The following is a 21,751-nucleotide window of genomic DNA, read 5'->3' as shown; positions in this document are numbered from 1 at the left end:
GCGCAGTTGTGCCGGTCTTGATCAGGCTCGATGCTGTAGATACTGAACCGGGCTGGGCTGATGCCATGAACGCATGGAACGCGGCGGAGAGCGCCGACTTCCGTGGTCCCCTCGACGTCACCAGGGCGGCCACAGCGGTTCTGGACGCCCAGGACATGATCATCGGCTGGAGCCCGGCGGCCCGGCGGCTCCTCGGATATCTGCCGGAGGAGATCATCGGGCAGCCCCTGGAGACGCTGGTTCCGCCCGCCGTCAAGGGGTCCGGACAGGCACCGGAGGAGGCGCTGAGCGGCGACCGGGAGCTCACGGTGCGGCACCGGAACGGCCGGCTGGTGCGGATGGTGGCCATGATCTGCCCGCTCGCCAAGGTGTCCGCGGGCTCCGGCCCACAGCCGGCCCGTGTCCTGGTGGCGGCCGAACTGGAGGCCCACCGGATGTGGGAGTCCCGCCAGGCGATGCTGCACGGTCTGGCCACCCAGTCCCCGGTGGGCCTGGGCATCTATGACACCGATCTGCGGCTGACCTGGGCGAACAATGCGTATATCCGGGAGGTCGGGCTGCCGCTGCGGGAGTTCCTCGGTGCCCGCGCCGATGAGCTGTATCCGGACGGCGAGTTCATGACCGAGGGGTATCCGCGCACCCTCGACGCGGTGATGCACCATGTCATCGACACCGGCGAACCGTTCCTCGATCTGCACTTCATCGGTCAGCAGCCCTCCGACCCGGGCCCCGATCACGTCTGGTCCTGCTCCTATTACCGGCTGCAGGACGCCCACGGCCAGGTGCTCGGGGTGTGCGAGGACGCCTTCGACATCACCGGCCGCTACCAGGCCCAGCGCCGGCTGAACCTCCTGGTGGAGGCCGGCGCCCGGATCGGCACCACACTCGATATGACCGTCACCGCCGGGGAGATCACCGAGGTGGCGGTGCCGGGGTTCGCCACCACGGTCACCGTCGACCTGATGCAGTCCGTGCTGAACGGCGACGAGCCGGAACCGGCCGGCGGTGCACTGCCCACTCTGGTGCGCGTCGCCACCCGCTCCGCCCAGGCCGGTCCGGACGGGCCCCCGCACAGCCCGCACCGCGTCGAGTACCCGCCCGGCTCCCTCCAGTACCGCAGCATGTCCTCCGGCGGGATGGTGCGCGAGGAGAACACCATCGTCGTGCCGCTGCGGGCCGGCGGCACCCCGTTGGGACTGGTCACCTTCCGCCGCGGCGCCCCCATGAGGCCCTTCGACAAGGGGGAGATCGAACTCGCCGACGAGCTGGTCACCCGGACGGCGGTGTGCCTGGACAACGCCCGCCGCTTCGCCCGGGAGCACACCGCCGCGCTGACCCTCCAGCGCAATCTGCTGCCCCAGCATCTGGCGTCGCCGTCCGCCGTCGATCTGGCCTACCGCTACCTGCCCAGCGATGACGGGGCAGGGGTCGGCGGTGACTGGTTCGACGTCATCGGGCTCTCGGGTACCCGGGTCGGTCTGGTCGTCGGGGACGTGGTGGGCCATGGCCTCCAGGCGGCGGCGACCATGGGGCGGCTGCGGACGACGGTCCGCGCCCTGGCCCGGCTGGACCTGGCCCCCGACGAACTGCTGGGCCGGCTGGACGACCTGGTGGAACAGACCGCCGAGGAACAGGCGGCCACGGTCGGCACGGACATCGGCACGGACGATGTGGCCACCGGTGTGACCTGCCTCTATGCGGTCTACGACCCGGTGTCACGGCGGTGCACCATGGCGCGGGCCGGGCATCTGCCGCCGGCCGTCGTCGACCCGGAGGGCGGTGTGTCCTTCCCCGACCTTCCGGCGGGCCCGCCACTGGGCCTGGGGGGCCTGCCGTTCGAATCGCTGGAGATCGAGCTGCCGGTCGGCAGTCTGGTGGCCCTGTTCACGAACGGGCTGGTCGAGGCCCGGAACCACGACGTGGACGAGGGGCTGGACACCCTTGGCCGGGTGCTGGGCGAGCACCGCCGTCCGCTGGACGAGCTGTGTGACCATGCGCTGGCCGAGCTGCTGCCGGACGGCCCGGCCACCGATGACTCGGCGCTGCTGCTGGTGCGCACCCGTGAGCTGGATGCCGGGCAGGTGGCGGCCTGGGAGCTGCCCGCGGAACCGGCCGCCGTGGGCAAGGCCCGTGAGCTGGCCACCGGACAGCTGCGGGAGTGGGGCCTCACGGAGCTGTCCTACGCGACCGAACTCGTGGTCAGCGAGCTGGTCACCAATGCCGTACGGCACGCCTCCGGGCCGCTGCACCTGCGGCTGCTGCGCGACCGGACCCTGCTGACCGAGGTGTCGGACACCGGCCATACCTCGCCCCACCTGCGGCACAGCGCCAGCGACGACGAGGGCGGACGGGGGCTGTTCATCGTCGCGCAGCTGGTGCGGCGCTGGGGGACGCGCTACACGCCGTACGGGAAGACGATCTGGACGGAGCAGGCGTTTCCGCCGCGCTATTCCGGGGTTCCGAGGCCGGCCCGCTGACCGGCCGGAGGGCGCGGTGGCCGGGGCCGGCCCGGCGCACATCGTGCGGGTGTTCGGAGGCGGTCCCATGATGGAACCAAGCGAGGTCCCGGCGACTCGGCGGGCGCGGACAGAGGAGGACCCTGTGACGAGCAATGGCAGGGAGCAGGCGGCCGAGCGGCGGCCGACTCAGCTGTACACCGGTAGCGAGCGGCCCTACGACCCGGAGGATCTGGTGAAGGCGTCCGGGCGCGAACCCACCCCCGAGAGCCTGGAATGGGCCAGGCGCCTGATCGCTGAGGAAGGCCCCGGCGCCATCGAGCGGTATCTGCCGTGAGTGCGGCCGACTGAGCGGCGGACGGCGGCGCGGAGGGCGGCCTGCTCCGCGGACGGTGTGCCCTGGTGCACCGTCCGCGGACGGGCGGCCCGCGCGCGTGTAGTGCGCGCCGTGGGCGTCCGCGCCGTAAGAGGCCGCCCGGCGCGCGGAGTTGAGCATCGGTCCGGTGCCGTCGCCCACGAGGGCCCGGTGCCAGGGGCCGGAGGCCGCCGTGCCGGCGGGGCCCTGGCATGGGCACGGCCGTCCGCCTACCACTACCGCGGATAAGGGGTGTCTCACGTGGCACGTTTCGCGAGCTTCTTGTAGCAGGTCAGGGCGGCGGCCATGGCCAGGCCTCGGCTCTGCCAGTCGTTGCGGACCATGTAGGGGATCTTGAGACCACGAGCAGCCCATGGCAGGCTCATGCCGCATGATCGATGAGTTCGCGAAAGACAACCTGCACGGGAGACTGCGGCGGGACCGCAAGGCGCTGCTCTGGAAACTCGACGGCTTGTCCGAATACGACGCCCGCCGACCTTTGACAGCGACCGGGACCAACCTCCTCGGCCTGGTCAAACACGTGGCCACCGTCGAGGCCAGGTACTTCGGCGAGGTCTTCGACCGCCCTGCCCCGGAACCGCTGCCCCGGTGGCAGGACTCCAACGGCGGCGATCTGTGGGCGACCGAGGACGAGACCCGCGATCAGATCATCGGGTTCTACCGGCGCACGTGGGAACACTCGGACGCGACGATCAACGAGCTTCCCCTCGACGCCCCCGGCCACGTGCCGTGGTGGCCGGAGCCTTATGCCGACACGAACCTGTTCGCCATCATGGTCCATGTCCTCGGCGAGTCCATCCGGCATGCCGGGCACGCCGATATCCTGCGCGAGGGCGTCGACGGCCGGACCGGGTTGCGCGCCGAACACGAGGCGCAGATCGACGAGGAAGCCCGCGCAGCCTACTGCGCGAAGATCGAGCAGGCCGCCAGGTCGGCCGCACCAATCAAGGCTTAGAGGTTGTCTCACGTGACTTGATGTTCGTGCGGCATGATGCCGGTCGTGGGTGCTGATCTCATGCACGACAGCCTCGCCCTGAAGCCGCTCATCCGCGGCATACCCGCCGTCCGGCCCCGCCGGGGACCACAGCTTGGCTCTTCGCGCACCACCGCCGCACCGTCCGATACGAACGAAAGGGCTCGCACTTCCTCGCCTCCTCGGCCTGGCCGCCGCCCTGACCTGCTACAAGAAGCTCGCGAAACTTGCCACGTGAGACACCCTCTAAACCCCTTGCGGCGGCCCGGAGCACTGGGGAAGATCACCTCGACCGCCGCCTTCCCGGCATGCTCCGGAGCGCTCAGGGAGAGCGTCTCCCGCCATGGGCCACGCGCCCTCCTCCGGGACCGTGCGCCCGTGGACGGCTCCCACCACCATGACGCCTCTCAGCGCCTCGACACCGCACCGGCCGAGACCTGCCCGGGTACTCGCCGCGGAAAGGAATCCTCCGTGACCACCGAACGCATCTCCCCGCCCGTCCGCGCCGGCGAGCGGGAGGCCCTGCGCTCCTCTCTCGACTTCCACCGGGCCACGCTCGCCATGAAGACCGACGGCCTCTCCGACGAGGACCTCAGGCGCCGGTCGAGCCCGCCCTCCACGCTCTCCCTGCTCGGCCTGGTGCGGCACATGGCCGAGGTGGAACGCACCTGGTTCCGCCGGGTGATCAACGGCGAGGACATCCCGCTCGTCTGGTCGGCCGAGGGCGACTTCCAGGCGGCGTACGACGCGAGCACGTCCACCCGCGCGGAGGCGTTCGACGCCTGGCAGACGGAGGTGGCACACGCCCGCCGCATCGAGCAGGAGGCCGCCTCGCTGGACGTCACGGGCTACCAGCCCCGCTGGGGCGAACATGTCTCACTGCGCGTGGTGATGCTGCATCTGATCCACGAGTACGCCCGCCACAACGGCCATGCGGACTTCCTGCGCGAGGCCATCGACGGCACGGTCGGTGCTTGAGCGGACCGGGGGCCAGGGCGGTGGGTGCCGGCCCCACGCAGGAGCGGCGCGCGGGGCCGGTCCCCTTCGTACGATCACCGAAGCCCTGGTGCGGGCGCGAGGAACTGCTGATGGATGACCGGGAACCGCTGTGTGCCGCGCGCCTGGCGGGTTACGGGACCGTGGCCACACAACTCTCCTTGCTGAGCGACCATCGGCTCCGGGAGGTCGTGGCATCCGCCGTCCCGCTCGGGTCCGGTATCGGCGGCAGATCGGCGGAGCTGGACGTCGAGGGGGCGCGCGTCTTCGTCAAGCGGGTCCCCCTGACGGATACCGAGCTGCGGCCGGAGCATGTGCGGTCGACGGCGAACGTCTTCGGGCTGCCGCTGTTCTACCAGTACGGGGCGGGCTCGGCCGGATTCGGTGCCTGGCGGGAACTGGCGGTGCACACCATGACCACCCACTGGGTGCTCGGGAACGCGTACGCGGGTTTCCCGCTGATGTATCACTGGCGGGTGCTGCCCGACTCCCCTCCCGAAGGATTCACCGACGAGTTCGGCGGGTTGGAGGGGGCCGTCGCGCACTGGGAGGGATCACCGGCGGTGCGCGACCGGCTGGAGGCGATCGGACGGTCCTCGTCCAGCCTGGTGCTCTTCCTGGAGCATGTGCCGCACACCCTCGCCGGATGGCTGGCCGACCACCGCAACGCCGACGTGACGGAGAGCGGCGACGGCTCGCCCTACCCCTGGGTGGCGGAGGCTCTGGCGCGCGGGACCGCCTTCCTGCGCTCTCGCGGACTCGTCCACTTCGACGCCCACTTCGCCAACATCCTGACCGATGGCCGCCGGCTCTACTTCGCCGACTTCGGACTCGCCCTGAGCTCTCGCTTCGACCTTTCGGCCGACGAGGCCGAGTTCCACTCGGGCCACCTCGCGTACGACCACTGCCATACCGCGAGTCATCTGCTCCGTCACCACCTGCTCGACGGCGTGCGCGGCGGCACGGAACGCGACGTCTTCCTGCGCGACTGGATCGCCGGACGACGGCCCGGCGACCTCCCGCCCAAGATCGCCGCCCTCATCGACCGCCACGCCCGCATGGCCGTCGTCCTGGACGACTTCCACCGCCGTTTCCTCACCGAGAGCAAGCGGACACCCTTCCCGACGGCAGAGATCGAACGGGAGGTGGGGTACGAGAGCAGGGCCGTCACCGCGTAACGGCCCGCTCCCTCAGCCGAGTTCGAGACTGGTGACGCCGAAGGTGCGCTCGTGCTCCGCCGGTGGCACCGGGCCGGTGTACATCCGCACGGTCTGCGACTGCGGGGTCAGGCCGCGGGAGGTGACCAGGGTGTGGGCGGCGTGCCGGGGGCCGGGGACGTCGAGGAAGATCTCGTCGGCCGGGTCGGCGGACGCCGCGAGGGCGTCGAAGAGCGCTTCGGCGGCCGCGGTGGTGTCGGCGAAGAGCGGGCCGATGCGGTGACCGGTGCGGGCCGGGCGGAGCACGCCGTAGCCCGCGATCGCACCGTCGTGCAGATACGCGAGGGCGGTGTGGCCGGGGGCCGTCAGCCAGCGGGTGACGAAGGCACGGCGGTCGGCGGGGAAGCAGCGCCGGTCGTAGTCGGCGAGGGCGTCGAGATGCGCACCGGTGACGGGGACGACGCCCGCCGCCGGGGTCCCGGGGCCGGTGGGGCGTCCGGCGTAGCGGATGGTCTCGTAGGCGGGCGCGAACCCGGCGCGCCGGTAGGTGTCCTGCTGGGCGGGGACCGCGTCGAGACCCACGGTCCGCGCACCGGCGTGCGGGAAGGCGGCACGCCAGGTGGCGAGACCCAGGCCCCGCCCGCGGTGGTCGGGGTGGACGAGGTAGTAGCCCAGGAACGCATAGGCGTCCGAGTAGTTGACGACCGAGACCGCGGAGACGGTCTGTCCCGCGCGGCGGCCGATGAAGAAACCGGCGGGGTCGGTGGGGTGGAAGCAGGCGGTGTCGCCGCGTCCGGGGTTCCACTCCTCGTCGGCGGCCCACTGGGCCACCTGGTGCCAGTCGTCCAACGAGGCGGTACTGACGGCGAGTTCGCCGGTGACGGGCTGTGGATCCGGAGCGTTGCCAAGGGTGGGCATGCCGGGTGTTCGTCCCTTCTGGTGGGGTCAGGAGGCGAGTGAACGGGAACGGTGCGGAGCCGGTGACGGGCCGTGGGCGGGACGGGGCCGCCGGAGGACGTGCTCCGGCGGCCCCGCCCACGCCTGGCCGTCGGACCGGCTCTGGAGCAAGTCCTTGGGGACCGGCTCTAGATCAGGTCCATGGCGGCGACCTCGTCGGGACGGCCGTAGCTGACCGGTCCCTGGAAGCGCTGCCGGGCGGTGGCGAACCACCACACGGTGGCGATGATCAGCACCACCGCCAGCGCGATCGGCGCATAGTTGAACGAGGCGGGGGTGATCGGGGACGCCTGGGGCAGCATGAACAGCACATTGCTGATCAGGATCCAGGTCACCGCGATCGCCGCGACGGGCTTGCCGTAGCGCCCGAGGTTCCACGGACCGGCCTGGAAGTCGTCGAGCCGCAGCCGCAGGAAGATGGGCACGGCGTAGGCGAGGAACAGCCCGACGACATTGACGCTCACCACCGCGGTGAAGGCGGTGTGCGACCACCAGCCGGGCAGCACCAGTACCAGGGGGCAGGCCGCGGCGAGCCAGACGGCCTTGACGGGGGTACGGGTGCGCGCGGAGACGGAATGCCACCAACGGGAGCCGGGCATCGCGCCGTCGCGGGAGAAGGCAAAGATCTGCCGGGTATTGCTGGTCATGTTGGCGAGCCCGCAGAACAGCATGGCGCCGATAACGATCAACAGCAGGAAGCTGGCGGTGTTTTGGCCGAGTGCGTCGACGAGAATCTGCACCGGCGGCGCTTCGGCACTCGCCGCATGCCCGTAGTCACGGATCGCATACACCAGTGCGAGCATGAGGATCAGCCCGGTGATCGCCGAGCAGCTGATCGCCCGCATGATGCCCCGGGGCGCGTTGACCGTGGCCTTCACCGTTTCTTCGGACATGTGGAAACTGCCGTCAAAACCGGTGAAGGTCCAGCTGGTGACGAGCAGACCCAGCATTCCGCCGTAAATCGCTTGTGTGAAGCCGGTGTTGTTGGCGAAGTGCAGCGCGAACGACGGCGGCTGGTGGTGGTCGGGTATCAGGGTCAGCGCGCCGACGATCACCACCATGCCGATCAGCAGCCACCACACGGAAATGCGGTTCACCACCGCAACCAGGCGCACGGTATACGTGTTGGCCAGCGCCTGGACGAGAAGGATGGCCGCGGTGATGCCGACGGTCTGCTGCGGCGTCGACTCGTAGGACGGCCACTGCATGGCGATGAACGCCTGGATGAAGGTGGCGGCCGCGAAGTTGGTGGCGGCGGTGCCGCCGACCTGGCCGACGAAGTTCAGCCAGCCCGTGTACCAGGACCAGGCGCCCTGATGCCGCTTGGCCAGCTTGCCGGCCGAGAAGTAGAGCGCGCCGCTGGTCGGGTAGGCGGAGGCGATCTCACCCATGGCGGCGCCGACGAACAGCACCATGATCGATACACCGATCCAGCCGAAGACCAGGATCCGTGGACCGCCGGCGTTCATCCCGAACCCGAAGGAGGAGAAGATGCCGGAAATGATATTGATGATGGTGAAGGAAATGGCAAAGTTGTCGAACGCGCGGAATCTGCGGGTGAGTTTCCGCGGATAGCCCATGGCATGGAGCGTGGCATCGTCGTCGAGGGTGACGGGATCTGCCGTGTGGGGGTTTTTCGAGCGAGCTGGAGACGTACGCTCGGACACAACCGAAACCTTTCTGGGGGGACCTGGGGTGAATGGACCGGGCTGAGTTGTTCGAACGGATGGTGTGGTACGGGTTTCCTTTTGCGGCGAGAAATTCACGCCGCCACCGGCCTGCCGGTGATTCAGCCGCCATGCGGAACGGGGAGCCCGCAGGAGCGCCTGGCTTTCGTCAACTGCTCTTCGGGGTCGCCGAATGCACTCCAGGGCATACGCGAGGCATAGGGACCCATCGCAGTGAAGACTTCCCGCGCCTCGAATTCACGTTTCGCCATGAAGAGCGCATGTGCCAGATACGCCAGATCCAGCACCGGGGTGAAGCGGTAACCGGCAACCTGCGGGAACCAGTTGTGGTAGATGCCCATCGCGGTGGTGATCCACTGGGGTTGCTCCCACGTGTGGTCCGCGAGCAGCGCGGACGGGTTGTAGTCCTCGACCAGCGCCACCAGCGGCAGCAGCCGCAGCGGTGAGGCGGCGGGGGCCCGCTGGCCCAGGAACGCGGCCACGTCCCAGCTCGCGCTGGACGAACCGCCGTAGCGGGTGAAGAAGAACGACAAGAAGCGGTGGTGCGCCTCACGGTGCCAGGGGTCGAGCCGGAGGATGTGCGCGAAGAGGTACCACGGGCCGGCCGGCGCGGTCAGCAGCCCCTGTGGTGCGGGGTCCTGAGGGCGGTCGAGGCGTGTCAGCGCCAGCTGGGCCACCCACGGGGTGGGGTCGTCGGGGAGCAGTTTCGCGGCCCGTTCGCACGCCGACTGCGCTATCCGCGCCAGGGCGCCCTGCCGCCGGTCACCGGCGTCGGCCATGCGCAGGGCCCGGAGCATCGCCACCCGGGCCCAGAGCAGTGCCGCCTCCGGCCCCGGCTCCTCGGCCAGCCAGCGCTCGGCCAGGTCCGAATCCGCCGCCACGGACGCCAGCACCAGGGACCGGTGGGCCCGCACCTCGAAATCGTCCCGGGTTTCCTGCAGAACCTCGTGCGCGCTCAAGTACCGCCCGGCCCTGACGTCCATACACGCGCGCGCCAGCGCCCGGTCATCGGCCGCTGGACTCCACACGTACTGCCCCTCGAAAGAGCCGGCCGTCATGGTCCCCTCCCGGTCACGAAGGCGTCTTCCCCCCACACGGCATTCCAGCTGCGCCGAATTCAGCTGGACCCCTGCCACCGGTCAAGTGACAGCGGCCACACCCTACTCATCATCAACTCATTGCGAAAACAAGCCGCCTGGAATATCTGGTTCCGCACCTTTTAGCCTCGATGAGATTGAAAAGGAAACAACTTCTTGACCGCCCTTCAGAGGCCCTCCACTTTGCCACTTCGTTCGCCACAGGGCATTTATTTGGCATATTCAGGCGTTCACAACCCCTCCACAAGTGCACATCGTTGCTGATTACCCCTCCGTATCCATCGTTTCCATGGCTGCGCCCTCACGGGGATACGGGCGGGCAGCGGTGCGCCACACCCCCGGAGAGCGAGACCCTCCCCCCGGCCCACAACTCGTCAGGGAGGCGCCCGGTTCACCGACACTTTCCAGCCACACCGGCCGAAAGGAACCCACCGCCGAGCGAGGGGCACACCAGCCCGGACAGCCGCGCCCACCGCCGGGCAGCGAGGGCGCCGAAGCGACAACATTCAATGAATTCCCGGTGCACTTGTTGAAGGAATCAGCGGCACCCCGGACGCAACCCGCCTGGCCGCCCGCCGCATTGGAGCCGCGCATCACAAATTCGGCTCAAGAGCAACCGAATTAGCGGATGCTACTTTCCGGAAGCGCGCGATCACATGTAGCGTTCGTCTGGACCGGAGGCCGTGACTTCACACCACGTCATGGCTGGGTACGGGCATGGGCGCGAGCGTTCTTGCGGCTGGAACGGAGTGATCGCCCCGCTGGGCGGACCTGCACCACAAGTGCCTGGTCGCCCCCCGGCCGCACACCGGACTGCGCCGCGATCGCTGCACAGCACCTCAGCACCCTTGAACGTCGAGCACCGCCATGTCTGTCCGTACACGCCTGCTTTGCAAGAGGAATGGGCCCAGATCATGTTTATGAACTCCTCGACGACCCCGCTTGCGCTGCGACCGGACGCCGACTCCGGCCGGCCGCCCACAGCCGGGCCCGGCGAAGGGCCACCCCTGGCGGTCGACCGGCTCCCTGACGGCACGTGGCAATTGACCCTGCACGCCCTGGAACCCATATCGGTGCACCGGCTGCCGTCGGACGAGGTCCACATCATCCTGGCGCCACCGCGCGAGGAACCGGCCGGTGAACCAACAGCCGGCCGGTCACGGCCGGAGCCGATCCGGATCGACACCGCGGCCCGGACCGTCTTCATCAGAGGCCGCCAACTCGACCTGCCCCGGCTGGAATTCGATCTGCTGGCGCACCTTGTGCTGCATCCACGGCGCGCCTTCACCCGGGAACAGCTGATGGCCGCCGTCTGGCCCAGCTGCCAGTCCAGCAACCGCACCGTCGATGTCCATATCGCCCGTCTGCGCCGACGCCTGGGACCCGGCCTGCGCGACTCCATCAGCACGGTGTTCGGTATCGGATACAAGTACCAGCCCACCGCGTAGGCCGGTCACCGCAGCTGACGCTCAGCAGCGGGCCGGTGGCCGACGTATGCCGGTCACCGGCCCGCTGCTGAGCGGTCAGGGTGCGGAAGCCTCAGCCCTCCCCGAGGGAGGAGCCGAGGTGCGCGGGGGCCGCCGACGCGGGTTCCTTGCGGACGAAGGCCCGGCGCAGGGAGTGATAGGGCTGGTCCGGGTCGAAGAAGATGCGGTGCATCTGCGCCAGTTCGTGCTCCCGGTAGGCGGCGAGCGGGCGGTGCGCCTCGTCGCGTTCCCGGTCGGCCTTCTTCGTGGCGATACGTGTCTGCGTCGTGGGCGCCGAGGCCAGCCGGGCGGCGAGCCGGCCGGTCTGCGCGGCGAAGTCCTGTGCGGCGCAGTCGATGATCCGGTCCACCAGGCCGAGCCGCGCTCCGGCGGCGGCGGTGACCGGCAGGGCGCGCGCGGTGAGCTGCCCGGCCACCTCGGAGCCCGTCCGGCCCGGCAGGGTGTAGGTCCAGTATTCCGAACCGTAGAGCCCCATCAGCCGGTAGTGGGGGTTGAGTACCACGGCCGCGCGGCACCACACCTCGTCGGCGGCGAGGGCCAGCATCGCCCCGCCGGCCGCGGCATTGCCGCCGAGCGCGGCCACCACCAGCCGGTCGGTGGTGGTCAGGACGGCGTGCACCAGATCGTCCATGGCCTGGATATTGGCCCAGGACTCCTCGGCGGGGTCGGCGGCGGCCTCGATGACATGCAGATGGATGCCGTTGGAGAAGAAGTCCCGGCGGCCGCCGAGGACCAGCACGGAGGTCGGCCGGGCACAGGCGTGGCGGTAGGCGGCGAGCAGGCGCCGGCACTGGTCGGTGCTCATCGCGCCGCCGGGGAAGGAGAACTCCAGGAAGCCGGCCGGGCCCTCCTCGCGGTAGCGGATGTCGGTCCAGGTCCGGGGGCCGTCGCCGGGGTCGAGCGGGGCCGGGACCTCGGGGAGCGGCGGGAGGCGGTCGCCCAGCGCCAGTGTGGCGGGCAGCTTGAGGGTGCCGGGCTCCCCCGGCGCGCGGGGCGGCCGCAGCTCCGGGATCCATACCGCTCCGTCTGCCGTCGCCCGGCAGATCGCGCCACATCGGGTGGCGAGCAGCTCGCCCGGCCGGCCCGTCAGGGTGTCCTCCGGGTGACCCCCGTGCAAATGCCAGGTTTCGCCGAGCAGTTCGTCCCGTACACCGGGCTGGGAGTCGGCGGCGCGCAGCTTGCGTACGACGGTGTCGGTGGGGTCGGAGCGCCAGTCGATCCGGCGCAGGTCCTGGCGGAACGGCGGCCGGGGACGGCCGGGTTTCGCGGCGTCGGACAGTTCGGCCTGTGGCTGCGGACGGTGTGTGCCGGACGCCACGCGGGCGACGGCCGCCAGGACCGCCTCCAGCGCGGCATCGGCGATCTCGTTGCGGTACAGGTCGCTCTTGCCCACGTCGGGGACGGGGCAGCTCGCCGCGGCCCAGATGTCGCCGCCGTCCATCTCGTCGTTGGCCTGCAGGACCGTGACGCCCCACCGGTCCGCGCCCAGATGCACCGCCCAGTCCACCGAGGACGGGCCCCGGTCGCCGACGGGCCCGGGGTGCACGATCAGACAGGTGTGGGTGGACCACACCTCCCGGGGAATGGCCGTCTTGAGCATCGGCGCCACGATCAGGTCGGGAGCATGGTGGCGTACGACCTCGGGAAGCGGTGTGTCTCGCGTCACCAGCTCCACGCTCACCTGGTGTCCGTGGTCGCCGAGTTCGGCGTACACACGCTGCGTCAGACTGTTGAACGCGCCGGCGATGAGCAGAATGCGCACAGCAGACTCCCCTGGAGCTGGGACCGATGGGCGGATGGCTGGATCGTCCCGCACCAACGGCCGCCGGGCTCCGGACCCGCGCGACGGGTCACCCGATCGACGGCCGCCGTGCGGCGCAATACGGAGCCGGCGGCGCCGGAAGAGCTGCCGCCATCTGACGTCGCGTCATGTAGTTCCGCTGCTGATCACCTCGACGGGATCCCGCCAAAGTTGGCGCACCGGCCACCCAACCGCGCTTTTGGACATTGCCCTTAATTGACATCCACTTGGTCATACTTTTACTTTCAGTGCAGTGGCATCTGCGCAGGTCAGCGCCGTGTGCCCCGTCCGTCTTCCGCACTCTCTCTCGGAGGTTCCCATGGAGCAGCTCATCAAGAAGATGGCCCAGGACACCGTCTGGCAGAACTGGCTCGCCGCCAACTCTGCGCAGCAGGCGGCGAAGAACGGCTGCATCAGCGCCGCCCCGAAGGCCGGCTGCATCAGCGCCACGCCCAAGGCCGGCTGCATCTCCTGACCGTCGCGACCGGTTGAAGGCCCGGGAGCGGGCCGCGGCGGTGAGCACTCCGGCCGCCCGCCGCCCGCTCCCGGGCATCGCGCCCCTCATTCCCCGTGTGGCACCGCATTCCCAGCAACGACGAGGATTCCATGGATGGTCAGCCGACCGCCGAGGTCATCGAGCAGATCCGCGACATACCGATCTACCGTGAGTCGCTGGCGAAGGGCTACTTCCCCATACTCGACAAGCCGGAGATCGCGCGCGGCTTTCCCGACAACTGGATGACCCCCCGGCTGGCCGCGGCGCTGGAGTCCGGAGAGGCGGAGTTCGTCCTCTCCACGGGCACCAACCACGCCCGGATGCAGATCATCCGGCCCCCGTACTTCCTGCTGCGCTCCTACTACCAGCTCTGGAGCGAACACCCCGATATCGCCGACACCTGGGAATCGGGCTGCCGGCGGGTGTCGCTGACCACGGTGCTGGCGACGGAGCATGTGGCGCGGGTCAACGCCGCCCGGCGCGGTACTCCGCCGGAGCCGGTGCCCACCCTCGACGACCGCCGGCTCGACGAGCGGACCTGCTACCTCAATCTGCGGCTGGACCCGGCGCTGTGGGAGCGCGCCGAGGTGGAGCGGATGCTGGAGGAGATCCGGACCGCCCGGCAGGCGCACCCGCGCGGCTGGTACCACCTCGACTGCTCCGGCTACCACCTGGCGCATCTGGTGCGAAAGGTCGGCGAATGGGGGCTGTGGGACGACTTCCCGCCCCCCGCGAGCATCATCCACGCCTACGAATACACCCCGGTGAACGTCCGGCGCTTTCTGCGTCAGCACTTCGACTGCCCCGTCATCGACCTGTTCGGCAGCACCGAGCTCGGCTACCTCTACTACAGCGACCGCCACGGCACCTACTGGCCGTACCTCGACAAGATGAGCGTCGAGCTCCAGCCGGTCGCCGACGGCAGCACGATCTACCAGCTCATCGTGTCGAGCGTGCGCAATCCCCATATGCCGCTGATCCGCTACCGCTCGGGCGACTGCGTACGGACTCTGGACGGAACGCCCGACCCGGGACAGATCATCCAATTCTGCGGCCGGGAAAAGGAGTTGCTCAGCACTCCGCACGGGCCCGTCGCCCAGGGCGACCTCGACCGGTGCATCAGCGAGGCCTCCCCGGACGTCTTCCTGTACCAGTTGCGGCTGACCGGTGAGGGCGAGGCACAGCTGGTGTACACGACCTTCCACGGTGCGCCGGTCGAACTCGCGCAGGCCGCGGCACTGGAACAGGGCATCGGTGAGCTGACTGGGCGGCGCTGCCGGATCGAACACCGTACGCACATCCCCATCGGGAAGTCGGGAAAGTACGCCTGGCTCACGACCGGCAGCTGACCCACCGGACGTCCGCGCCCCGGACGTCCGCGCCACTCGGACAGGAGAAGCATGACCAGCCAGCCGCGGATATCCGCCGACGACCTCAAGGAACTGCTCGGCGAGGCGCTGCACGCCGAAGTGGTGACACACTTCGACGACAAGAGCGCCGCACCGCGGGAGTTCGTGGAGCGCCAGGTCACCGAGTGTCTGCGCTACCTCTATCTCGTCTCCCGGCACCACGACCGGCTCGGCGGCCTCTTCCTGCCGGTCGAGCAGGACATCGACGAGATCTGGCACTACCTCATCCTGCAGACCCGCGAATACCGGGCGCTGTGCGAGCAACGGCTGCCGGGTCGGTTCTTCATCGAACACCGCAGCATCGCCTACGAGGACTATCAGCAGGAGCCGGGGCGCGAGCAGGCACTCGAAGAGGCCCTGCGCTGGATCCCGTTGTACTGCCAGGAGTTCGGCCCGTTCGACGAGGGAGCGCTGCCGCACTGGACGATCGTGCGCTTCCTCCACGAGCAGATGGGACTGTCGCTCGCGGACATCGCGGCGCTGGAACCGATGGCGGCGACCCCCTAGCGGTCCGCATCCGCTGGAACCGAAAGGAATCATGAGGGACCGGAACGACGTAACGGCCGGCCGCGAGGTACCCGAACAGCGCCGGATTCTGGCTGTCCTGGTGTTCGCCCAGATCCTCAGCGGCGCGGGCCTCGCCGCCGGAATCACCGTCGGCGCGCTGCTCGCCGAGGAGATGCTCGGCTCGACCGGTCTGGCCGGCGTGCCCAGCGCGCTGTTCACCGCCGGGGCCGCGCTGGGCGCGCTGGGCATCGGCCAGATCTGCCGACGGTACGGCCGCCGCCCCGGGCTGGCGCTCGGGTACGCCGTCGGCGCACTCGGCAGCCTCGGGGTCGTCGTGTCGGCCGCCGTCGGCAGTGCGGTGCTGCTGTTCCTGGCCCTGCTGGTATACGGGGCGGGCACCGCCACGGGCCTGATGGCGCGTTACGCCGGGGCGGATCTGGCCTCCCCCGAGCGGCGCGGCCGGGCCGTGAGCATGGTGCTCTTCGCCACCACGCTCGGCGCGGTGGTCGGCCCCAATCTGGTGACCCTCACGGGAGAGGTCGCACACTCCTGGGGCATCCCCCGTCTCGCCGGGCCGTTCCTGCTGGCCGTCGCCGCGTTCGGGGCGGCGGCGGTGGCCCTGGCCGCGCTGCTGCGGCCCGATCCGCTGCGGCTGGCCGAGAAGCTGGCGGCGGCTCAGGGGGCGGTGGCGGCCGGGAGTCCCGCGGATGATGCCGCGGACCGGCCGGAACCCCGGCTGAACCGGCGCGAAGTGGTCATCGGCACCTCGGTCATGGTCCTCACTCAGCTGGTGATGATCGCGATCATGACGATGACGCCCGTCCACATGCAGGCGCACGGGCATGGAACCCAGGCGGCCGGGCTGGTCATCGCCCTGCATGTCGGAGCGATGTTCCTGCCCTCCCCGCTCACCGGGCTGCTGGTCGACCGCCTCGGCCGGCGGTGGATCGCCGGCGCCTCCGGTCTGACGCTTGCGGTCGCCGGGCTCCTGGCCGCCCTGGCTCCACCGCACTCCGTTCCCGCGCTCGCCACGGCACTTGTGCTGCTCGGCATCGGCTGGAACTTCGGACTGGTCAGCGGCACCGCCATCGTCACTGACGCACTGCCACCCGCCCGACGCGCCTCGGCCCAGGGGCTGGTGGACGTCGGCATCGCCCTCGCGGGTGCCGCCGGGGGGATGTCCTCGGGGCTGGTCGTCGTGGTGGGCGGCTACCCGACGCTGGCTCTGGCCGGCGGGGTTCTCGCGCTGGCGGTCGTACCCGTGGTCGCGTGGTCGGTCCGCCGCCCCGCACACATCGACACCGCCCCGGCAAGTTCCCACGCGGAGCCGGAACCAAAATGAACACCCGTTCGTCACACGGATGTGCCCGAACCGAGACGGGGGACATCTTGAAACTTGGCGTCATTTCTCGTTATCACGCCGGAAACCTGGATGCTGCACTGTGAAGGCAGAGTGGAACCGTGTGAACGAGCCACGGGGGGCAACGATGCGGAAGGACACCTGCACACCGGGCATACCGGTGCAGCGCCGGTTCCGCACGCCCCTGTTCTCGCTCATGGTGATCCTGGCGTTCCTGGTGGGCGGTATGACGTCAGCCCCCAACCGGCCCCAGGCCACGTTCGCCGCGGAGTCCGTGCGCAGCACACCGGCCGTCAAGCCCACCTACAGCAGCGCCGAGGAAAAGACCAAGGGCAAGGTCGAGCGCGGTCAGCCCCGGCGCACCGTGCGGACCTCCGTCGGCAATCCGCACCACATCGGGCGTCCGCTTTCGCCGGTCAGCGGTGCCGGGGTGACGTCCGACGCCGCCCCGGCTCCGGGTGACCCGACACCTGGCAGCACCACCAAGGCCGCATCAAGACCGGACAGCATCCCCGTACTCCACTGCGTCTTCCGCTGCTGAGCGCGGCGTGGTGGCCTGCCCCACCAGCCGCACTTCGTACATTCCCGCCACCACCCCCACAGTGGCAACCCTCACCAGCAGGAGACCTCCTCATGGAGACCTTCATCCAGCATGCCCGGGGCCTGATGGCCCGGATCGCCGATCGGCGCGAAGAACAAGAAACCTACGGCCGGCTCGCGGACGGCCAGTCGCCCCTCGCCCTGTTCATCACCTGCTCCGACTCCCGGGTCGTACCGTCCCTGATCACCGGCGCGCGACCCGGTGAACTCTTCGAGCTGCGGACGGCCGGCAACGCCGTGCCCGTGTACCAGGAAGACATGGCGGCCTGTGCGGAGGCCGCGACGATCGAGTACGCGATGCGCGTACTGGGCGTGGCCGACATCGTGGTCTGCGGCCACTCGCACTGCGGCGCGGTCGGCGCCAAGGCCCGCGGCGAGGACCTGACCGGCGCACCGGCCGTACGGGACTGGCTGACGCAGCAGCTTTCCGACCAACTCCCCAAGGACGAGGAGCCGACGGTCGCCGCCGCGGTGCAACAGCATGTGCGTGAACAACTCGACCGGCTGCGCGGCTACCCCTGTGTACAGGAGCGGCTGGCCGCCGGAGAGGTGAATCTGCACGGCTGGTTCTACGAGGTGCACACCGGCCTGGTCGCGGCGCATCACCCGGCCTCCGATATGTTCCTCCCCCTGTGAAGGCGGGTTTGCCTCTCATGAAGCGATTCCCCTCCTTCCGGGCGGACTTCACCGCCTCTCTCGTGGTCTTCCTCGTGGCCGTCCCGCTGTGCGTCGGGGTGGCGGTCGCCTCCGGTGTCCCGGCCGAACTGGGCCTGGTCACCGGTGTGGTCGGCGGACTGCTCACCGGTCTGCTCCCCGGCAGCAGCCTCCAGGTCAGCGGCCCCGCCGCCGGTCTGACGGTGCTGGTCTTCGAGGCCGTCAAGGAGTACGGCCTCGGCGCGCTCGGCGCGCTGGTGCTGGCCGCCGGTGTGCTCCAACTGGCCATGGGCGCCCTTAAGTTGGGGCGCTGGTTCCGGGCGATTTCGGTGGCCGTCGTCCAGGGCATGCTGGCCGGCATCGGCCTGGTCCTGATCGCCGGGCAGCTCTACGCCCTCACGGACGCCAAGGCGCCGGGCAGCGGACTCGCCAACATCGGCGGCCTGCCCGACCTGGTCGCCTCGACCGTACGGTCGGGGAGCGCGCTGGCCGCGTTCGCCATTGGTGCCGGCACCATCGCCGTCCTGGTGCTGTGGCCACGCTGGCGGCGCGCCGCCCGGATCCTCCCCGCGCCGCTGGCCGCGGTGGCGCTCGCCACCACCGCGGTGTGGGCGCTGGACATGCCCGTCGCACGGGTCGAGGTCAGCGGGCTGCTGGACGCAATCCAGCCACCCGGCCTCGATGACCTCGGCCGGCTCGGCAGCATCGGTGTGATCGGTACGGTCCTGGCCTTCGCGCTGATCGCGTCCGCCGAGTCCCTCTTCAGCGCCGCCGCGGTCGACCGGCTGCACGACGGGCCGCGTACGGACTACGACAAGGAGCTGATGGCCCAGGGTGCGGGCAATGCCGTCTGCGGTGTCCTGGGTGCCCTGCCGATGACCGCCGTCATCGTCCGCAGCGCCGCCAATGTGCAGGCGGGCGCGAAGACCAAGGCCTCGCGGGTGCTGCACGGTTTCTGGCTGCTGGTGTTCGCCGCGGCCTTCCCCGCGGCGCTGGGTGTGGTCCCGGTGGCCGCGCTGGCGGGCGTCCTGGTGCACGCCGGCTGCAAGCTCATCCCGCTGCGTGACCTGCGGCCGCTGTGGCGCGAACACCGCGGGGAGGCCGTTGTCCTCCTGGTCACCGCGATCGCGATCGTGACGGTCAGTATGTTCGAGGGCGTGCTCATCGGTCTGCTGATGGCCGTCGCGAAGACGGCCTGGGAGACCTCGCACATCCACCTCGACATCCAGGTCCCGGAGGACACGGCGGAGCCGGTGCAGGTGCGGGCCATCGGAAATGCCACGTTCCTGCGGCTGCCCAAGCTCCTCGACCAGCTCGAAACGCTGCCCGCCGACCGGGACGTGGAGCTCGACCTGAGCGGGCTGCGCCATCTCGACCACGCCTGTGGTGCCGCGCTGACGAACTGGGCCGAGCAGCATCGCCGGAGCACCCGCGAGGTGGAGCTGGTGTCCTGACGACAGGCCTGCCCGCGCCGCCGGTTGGCGTGCGGGCAGCAGCCGTCCACTCCTTGCTCACCGGCCACCGGTCCGGCTGTTCCCGTGCTCGCCGATGAGGCGTCCCGGGGCAGCCGCCGGTGGCCGGCGCTTTGGGGCCCGCCGGGCCGGGGACTCAGCCGCTTTCCACGTCCACCGTCGTCAGCCCTGCATACGCCCGGGGCGCGCGGCGCCGGATGCGCAGTGCCACGCCCACTCCGAGGGCGAAGACGAGCGGCAAGGGTGCCAGCAGGGCGAGGTTCACGCCCGTCGACGCCTCGGTCAGCAGGCCGAAGTTGCGGCAGACCAGCACGATGAGGACGACCAGACCGGCGCAGGCGGTCAGCGGTGCGGCCACCACCCGCCAGGCGGGCAGCCCGCGGCGGTCGCGCCGGAAGAAGCCGTATACCGCGAGGGCCGCGAGCGTCTGCAGCAGCATGATGCCGAGGATGCCGGTGCCGTTGCTCCACAGGAAGGTGACGGCGTACGGGTCCTGACCAAAGACGAGCGTCGCGAGCACCACGGCGAGGGCGATCGCCGACTGGAGCACGACGGCGGCGGCCGGGGACCGGTGGCGTGCGGTGACGGTGCCGAGGCGGCGGGGCAGCAGACGTTCCCGGCCCAGGGCGTAGAAGTAGCGGGTGGCGCCGTTGTGGAAGGCGAGGGTGGCGGCGAAGGCGCTGGTGACGATGAGGAGTTGCATGGTGTCGGCGGCCCAGGCCCCGGCGAACCGTGCGGTGGCGGCGAAGACCATATCGGTACCCGCGGCGCCGTTCGCGACCGTTCGCGCCCGGTCCGCCCCGTAGGCGTTGAGGACCGTCCAGACCGTGAAGGTGTAGAAGAGCGCGAGAAATCCGACGGCGAGGTAGGTCGCGCGCGGCACCGAGCGCTCCGGCCGCCGCGCCTCCTCCGCGTAGACCGCGGTGGCCTCGAAGCCGATGAACGCACCGACGGAGAGCACGAACATGCCGTCGGCGCCCGCGGTGCCGAGGTGCGCCGGGGAGAGCGCGCCGAACCCGGGGCCGTCGGGCCCGCCCCCGTGCGCGTACACCGCGATCTCGAACACCAGCAGGATCAGCACTTCGAGGGCGAGCGCAACGGCGAGCACCTTGGCGCTGAGGGTCACTTTCAGACACCCGAGGACACCGATCGCGACGAGGCCGGCCGTCGCCCAGACCCACCAGGGGCCCTGGACGCCGGTCAGATCCCGGAACCCGGACTCGCTGAACCAGCCGAAGACCGCCAGCAGGGCGACTTCGATGGCGTTGTACGACAGCACGGCCACATAGGCCGCGCCGACCCCCGTCGCCCGGCCGAGCCCGCGCCCGATGTAGGCATAGAACGCACCGGCGTTGCGGACGTGCCGGCTCATCGCGGTGAAACCCGCGGCGAAGACGATCATCAGCAGCCCGGAGAGGAGATAGCCGAGGGGTGCCGCCCGGCCGGCCATACCGATGGCCACCGGCGCCGCACCGGCCATCACGGTCAGCGGTGCCGCCGCGGCCACCACGAAGAAGACCAGGTCACCGGTGCCTATGGCGTTGCGTCCGAGGGTCTTGGCGGTGCGTGGCGAGGGGGCGGCGGAGGTGGCCGGCGGGGTGCTCATGCGCGAGAACCGTAGGCGCGGCACGGCATGTACGGAAAGACCGCGCGCGAGGCACACCAGGGGCTCACCGGACACGACGGCGGAGCCCGGAAGATTGCGTCCGCCGCGGTTGTTGAGCCAAGGTCAGGCCGTGGTGGGCGGCGCCGACGCCCGCCCGCGCGCGATGCCACGCTCGTCTACAGAGAGGGACGGACAGCATGCCACTTCAGGGTGAGTACGAGCCGAGCCCGGCGCAGTGGGTACGCGATCAGGTCGAGCTGTACGAGACCTCCGGCGGTAAGGATGGCACGACGATGCGCGGTATGCCGGTCGTCATCCTCACCACCCGGGGCGCCAAGAGCGGCAAGATCCGCAAGAGCCCGCTGATGCGGGTGGAGCATGACGGGACGTATGCGGTGGTGGCTTCCCTGGGCGGTGCGCCCCGGCATCCGGTGTGGTACCACAATCTCGTGGCCGATCCCCGGGTGGAGCTGCAGGACGGCCCGGTGCGCCGGGACATGACGGCCCGTGAGGTCACCGGGACGGAGAAGGCCCTGTGGTGGGGGCGTGCCGTCGAGGCGTTCCCCGATTACGACGAGTACCAGAAGAAGACGGACCGCCAGATCCCGGTGTTCGTACTGGAACCGTCGGCCACGGCGCACCGGCCTGCCGCCGGTTGA

General features: G+C 70.2%; 20 protein-coding genes. 14 read left to right on the top strand and 6 right to left on the bottom strand.

Annotation, left to right across the window (positions count from 1 at the left end; genetic code table 11):
- Window positions 1-65 precede the first annotated feature (65 nt).
- Both SLV14N_RS35850 and SLV14N_RS35845 read left to right on the top strand, forming a co-directional pair.
- A complete protein-coding gene (locus SLV14N_RS35850) occupies window positions 66-2,477 on the top strand; it encodes a SpoIIE family protein phosphatase (RefSeq protein ID WP_263272595.1) in 2,412 nt (803 codons plus the stop codon).
- Between the two features lie 124 nt (window positions 2,478-2,601).
- Window positions 2,602-2,793, top strand: a complete 192-nt coding sequence (locus SLV14N_RS35845) for a hypothetical protein (RefSeq protein WP_078885747.1) — start codon at window positions 2,602-2,604, stop codon at window positions 2,791-2,793.
- A gap of 275 nt (window positions 2,794-3,068) precedes the next feature.
- Here the strand turns inward: SLV14N_RS35845 and SLV14N_RS35840 are convergent, their stop codons facing one another.
- On the bottom strand, window positions 3,069-3,197 hold the full coding sequence (locus SLV14N_RS35840; protein WP_263272594.1) for a hypothetical protein: 129 nt from the start codon (window positions 3,195-3,197) through the stop codon (window positions 3,069-3,071).
- A 5-nt stretch (window positions 3,198-3,202) separates the two neighbouring features.
- On the opposite strand from SLV14N_RS35840, the gene SLV14N_RS35835 reads away from it, so the two are divergent.
- The 3 genes from SLV14N_RS35835 (at window position 3,203) to SLV14N_RS35825 (ending at window position 5,979) form a co-directional block, all read left to right on the top strand.
- Entirely contained in the window at window positions 3,203-3,787 is a 585-nt protein-coding gene (locus tag SLV14N_RS35835) for a DinB family protein (protein WP_263272593.1), read from the top strand.
- Window positions 3,788-4,276: 489 nt separating this feature from the next.
- Entirely contained in the window at window positions 4,277-4,783 is a 507-nt protein-coding gene (locus SLV14N_RS35830) for a DinB family protein (protein ID WP_208686819.1), read from the top strand.
- A 110-nt stretch (window positions 4,784-4,893) separates the two neighbouring features.
- Complete coding sequence (locus tag SLV14N_RS35825) at window positions 4,894-5,979, top strand: protein kinase family protein (RefSeq protein ID WP_208686817.1); 1,086 nt, start codon at window positions 4,894-4,896, stop codon at window positions 5,977-5,979.
- A gap of 12 nt (window positions 5,980-5,991) precedes the next feature.
- On the opposite strand, the gene SLV14N_RS35820 is transcribed toward SLV14N_RS35825, so the two are convergent.
- From SLV14N_RS35820 to SLV14N_RS35810, 3 genes are all read right to left on the bottom strand, one after another.
- On the bottom strand, window positions 5,992-6,876 hold the full coding sequence (locus tag SLV14N_RS35820) for a GNAT family N-acetyltransferase (RefSeq protein ID WP_208686815.1): 885 nt from the start codon (window positions 6,874-6,876) through the stop codon (window positions 5,992-5,994).
- Window positions 6,877-7,043: 167 nt separating this feature from the next.
- Window positions 7,044-8,495 carry an amino acid permease gene (locus tag SLV14N_RS35815; RefSeq protein WP_208688267.1) on the bottom strand — a complete coding sequence of 484 codons (1,452 nt, stop codon included), beginning with the start codon at window positions 8,493-8,495 and terminating at the stop codon, window positions 7,044-7,046.
- 209 nt (window positions 8,496-8,704) lie between these two features.
- Window positions 8,705-9,661 carry a hypothetical protein gene (locus SLV14N_RS35810; protein WP_208686813.1) on the bottom strand — a complete coding sequence of 319 codons (957 nt, stop codon included), beginning with the start codon at window positions 9,659-9,661 and terminating at the stop codon, window positions 8,705-8,707.
- Window positions 9,662-10,620: 959 nt separating this feature from the next.
- Here SLV14N_RS35810 and SLV14N_RS35805 point away from each other — a divergent pair.
- On the top strand, window positions 10,621-11,148 hold the full coding sequence (locus tag SLV14N_RS35805) for a winged helix-turn-helix domain-containing protein (protein WP_259670627.1): 528 nt from the start codon (window positions 10,621-10,623) through the stop codon (window positions 11,146-11,148).
- 91 nt (window positions 11,149-11,239) lie between these two features.
- Here SLV14N_RS35805 and SLV14N_RS35800 read toward each other — a convergent pair whose 3' ends face one another.
- Window positions 11,240-12,949 (bottom strand): hydrogenase maturation protein, encoded by a 1,710-nt coding sequence (locus tag SLV14N_RS35800; RefSeq protein WP_208686811.1) that lies wholly within the window; start codon window positions 12,947-12,949, stop codon window positions 11,240-11,242.
- A gap of 358 nt (window positions 12,950-13,307) precedes the next feature.
- On the opposite strand from SLV14N_RS35800, the gene SLV14N_RS35795 reads away from it, so the two are divergent.
- The 7 genes from SLV14N_RS35795 (at window position 13,308) to SLV14N_RS35765 (ending at window position 19,468) form a co-directional block, all read left to right on the top strand.
- Window positions 13,308-13,463: a hypothetical protein gene (locus SLV14N_RS35795; protein WP_208686809.1), complete on the top strand. Its 156-nt coding sequence runs from the start codon at window positions 13,308-13,310 to the stop codon at window positions 13,461-13,463.
- 131 nt (window positions 13,464-13,594) lie between these two features.
- Entirely contained in the window at window positions 13,595-14,833 is a 1,239-nt protein-coding gene (locus SLV14N_RS35790) for a hypothetical protein (RefSeq protein ID WP_263272592.1), read from the top strand.
- Window positions 14,834-14,884: 51 nt separating this feature from the next.
- Complete coding sequence (locus SLV14N_RS35785; RefSeq protein ID WP_208686805.1) at window positions 14,885-15,400, top strand: hypothetical protein; 516 nt, start codon at window positions 14,885-14,887, stop codon at window positions 15,398-15,400.
- Window positions 15,401-15,431: 31 nt separating this feature from the next.
- Complete coding sequence (locus tag SLV14N_RS35780) at window positions 15,432-16,742, top strand: MFS transporter (RefSeq protein WP_208686803.1); 1,311 nt, start codon at window positions 15,432-15,434, stop codon at window positions 16,740-16,742.
- 145 nt (window positions 16,743-16,887) lie between these two features.
- A complete protein-coding gene (locus SLV14N_RS35775; protein WP_208686801.1) occupies window positions 16,888-17,301 on the top strand; it encodes a hypothetical protein in 414 nt (137 codons plus the stop codon).
- A gap of 92 nt (window positions 17,302-17,393) precedes the next feature.
- The gene (locus tag SLV14N_RS35770) at window positions 17,394-17,996 is read left to right on the top strand and encodes a carbonic anhydrase (protein WP_208686799.1); all 603 of its coding nucleotides are present in this window, start codon (window positions 17,394-17,396) and stop codon (window positions 17,994-17,996) included.
- 17 nt (window positions 17,997-18,013) lie between these two features.
- Complete coding sequence (locus tag SLV14N_RS35765; RefSeq protein WP_208686797.1) at window positions 18,014-19,468, top strand: SulP family inorganic anion transporter; 1,455 nt, start codon at window positions 18,014-18,016, stop codon at window positions 19,466-19,468.
- A 154-nt stretch (window positions 19,469-19,622) separates the two neighbouring features.
- Here the strand turns inward: SLV14N_RS35765 and SLV14N_RS35760 are convergent, their stop codons facing one another.
- On the bottom strand, window positions 19,623-21,092 hold the full coding sequence (locus SLV14N_RS35760) for an APC family permease (RefSeq protein ID WP_208686795.1): 1,470 nt from the start codon (window positions 21,090-21,092) through the stop codon (window positions 19,623-19,625).
- Window positions 21,093-21,289: 197 nt separating this feature from the next.
- Between SLV14N_RS35760 and SLV14N_RS35755 the strand changes: the two genes are divergently transcribed.
- Window positions 21,290-21,751: a nitroreductase family deazaflavin-dependent oxidoreductase gene (locus SLV14N_RS35755; RefSeq protein WP_208686793.1), complete on the top strand. Its 462-nt coding sequence runs from the start codon at window positions 21,290-21,292 to the stop codon at window positions 21,749-21,751.

Origin of the sequence: Streptomyces sp. Je 1-4 4N24 (genome assembly GCF_026239515.1) — a bacterium.
Classification (GTDB): Bacteria; Actinomycetota; Actinomycetes; order Streptomycetales; family Streptomycetaceae; genus Streptomyces; species Streptomyces nigrescens.
This window is presented reverse-complemented; position numbering and strand designations above follow the sequence as displayed.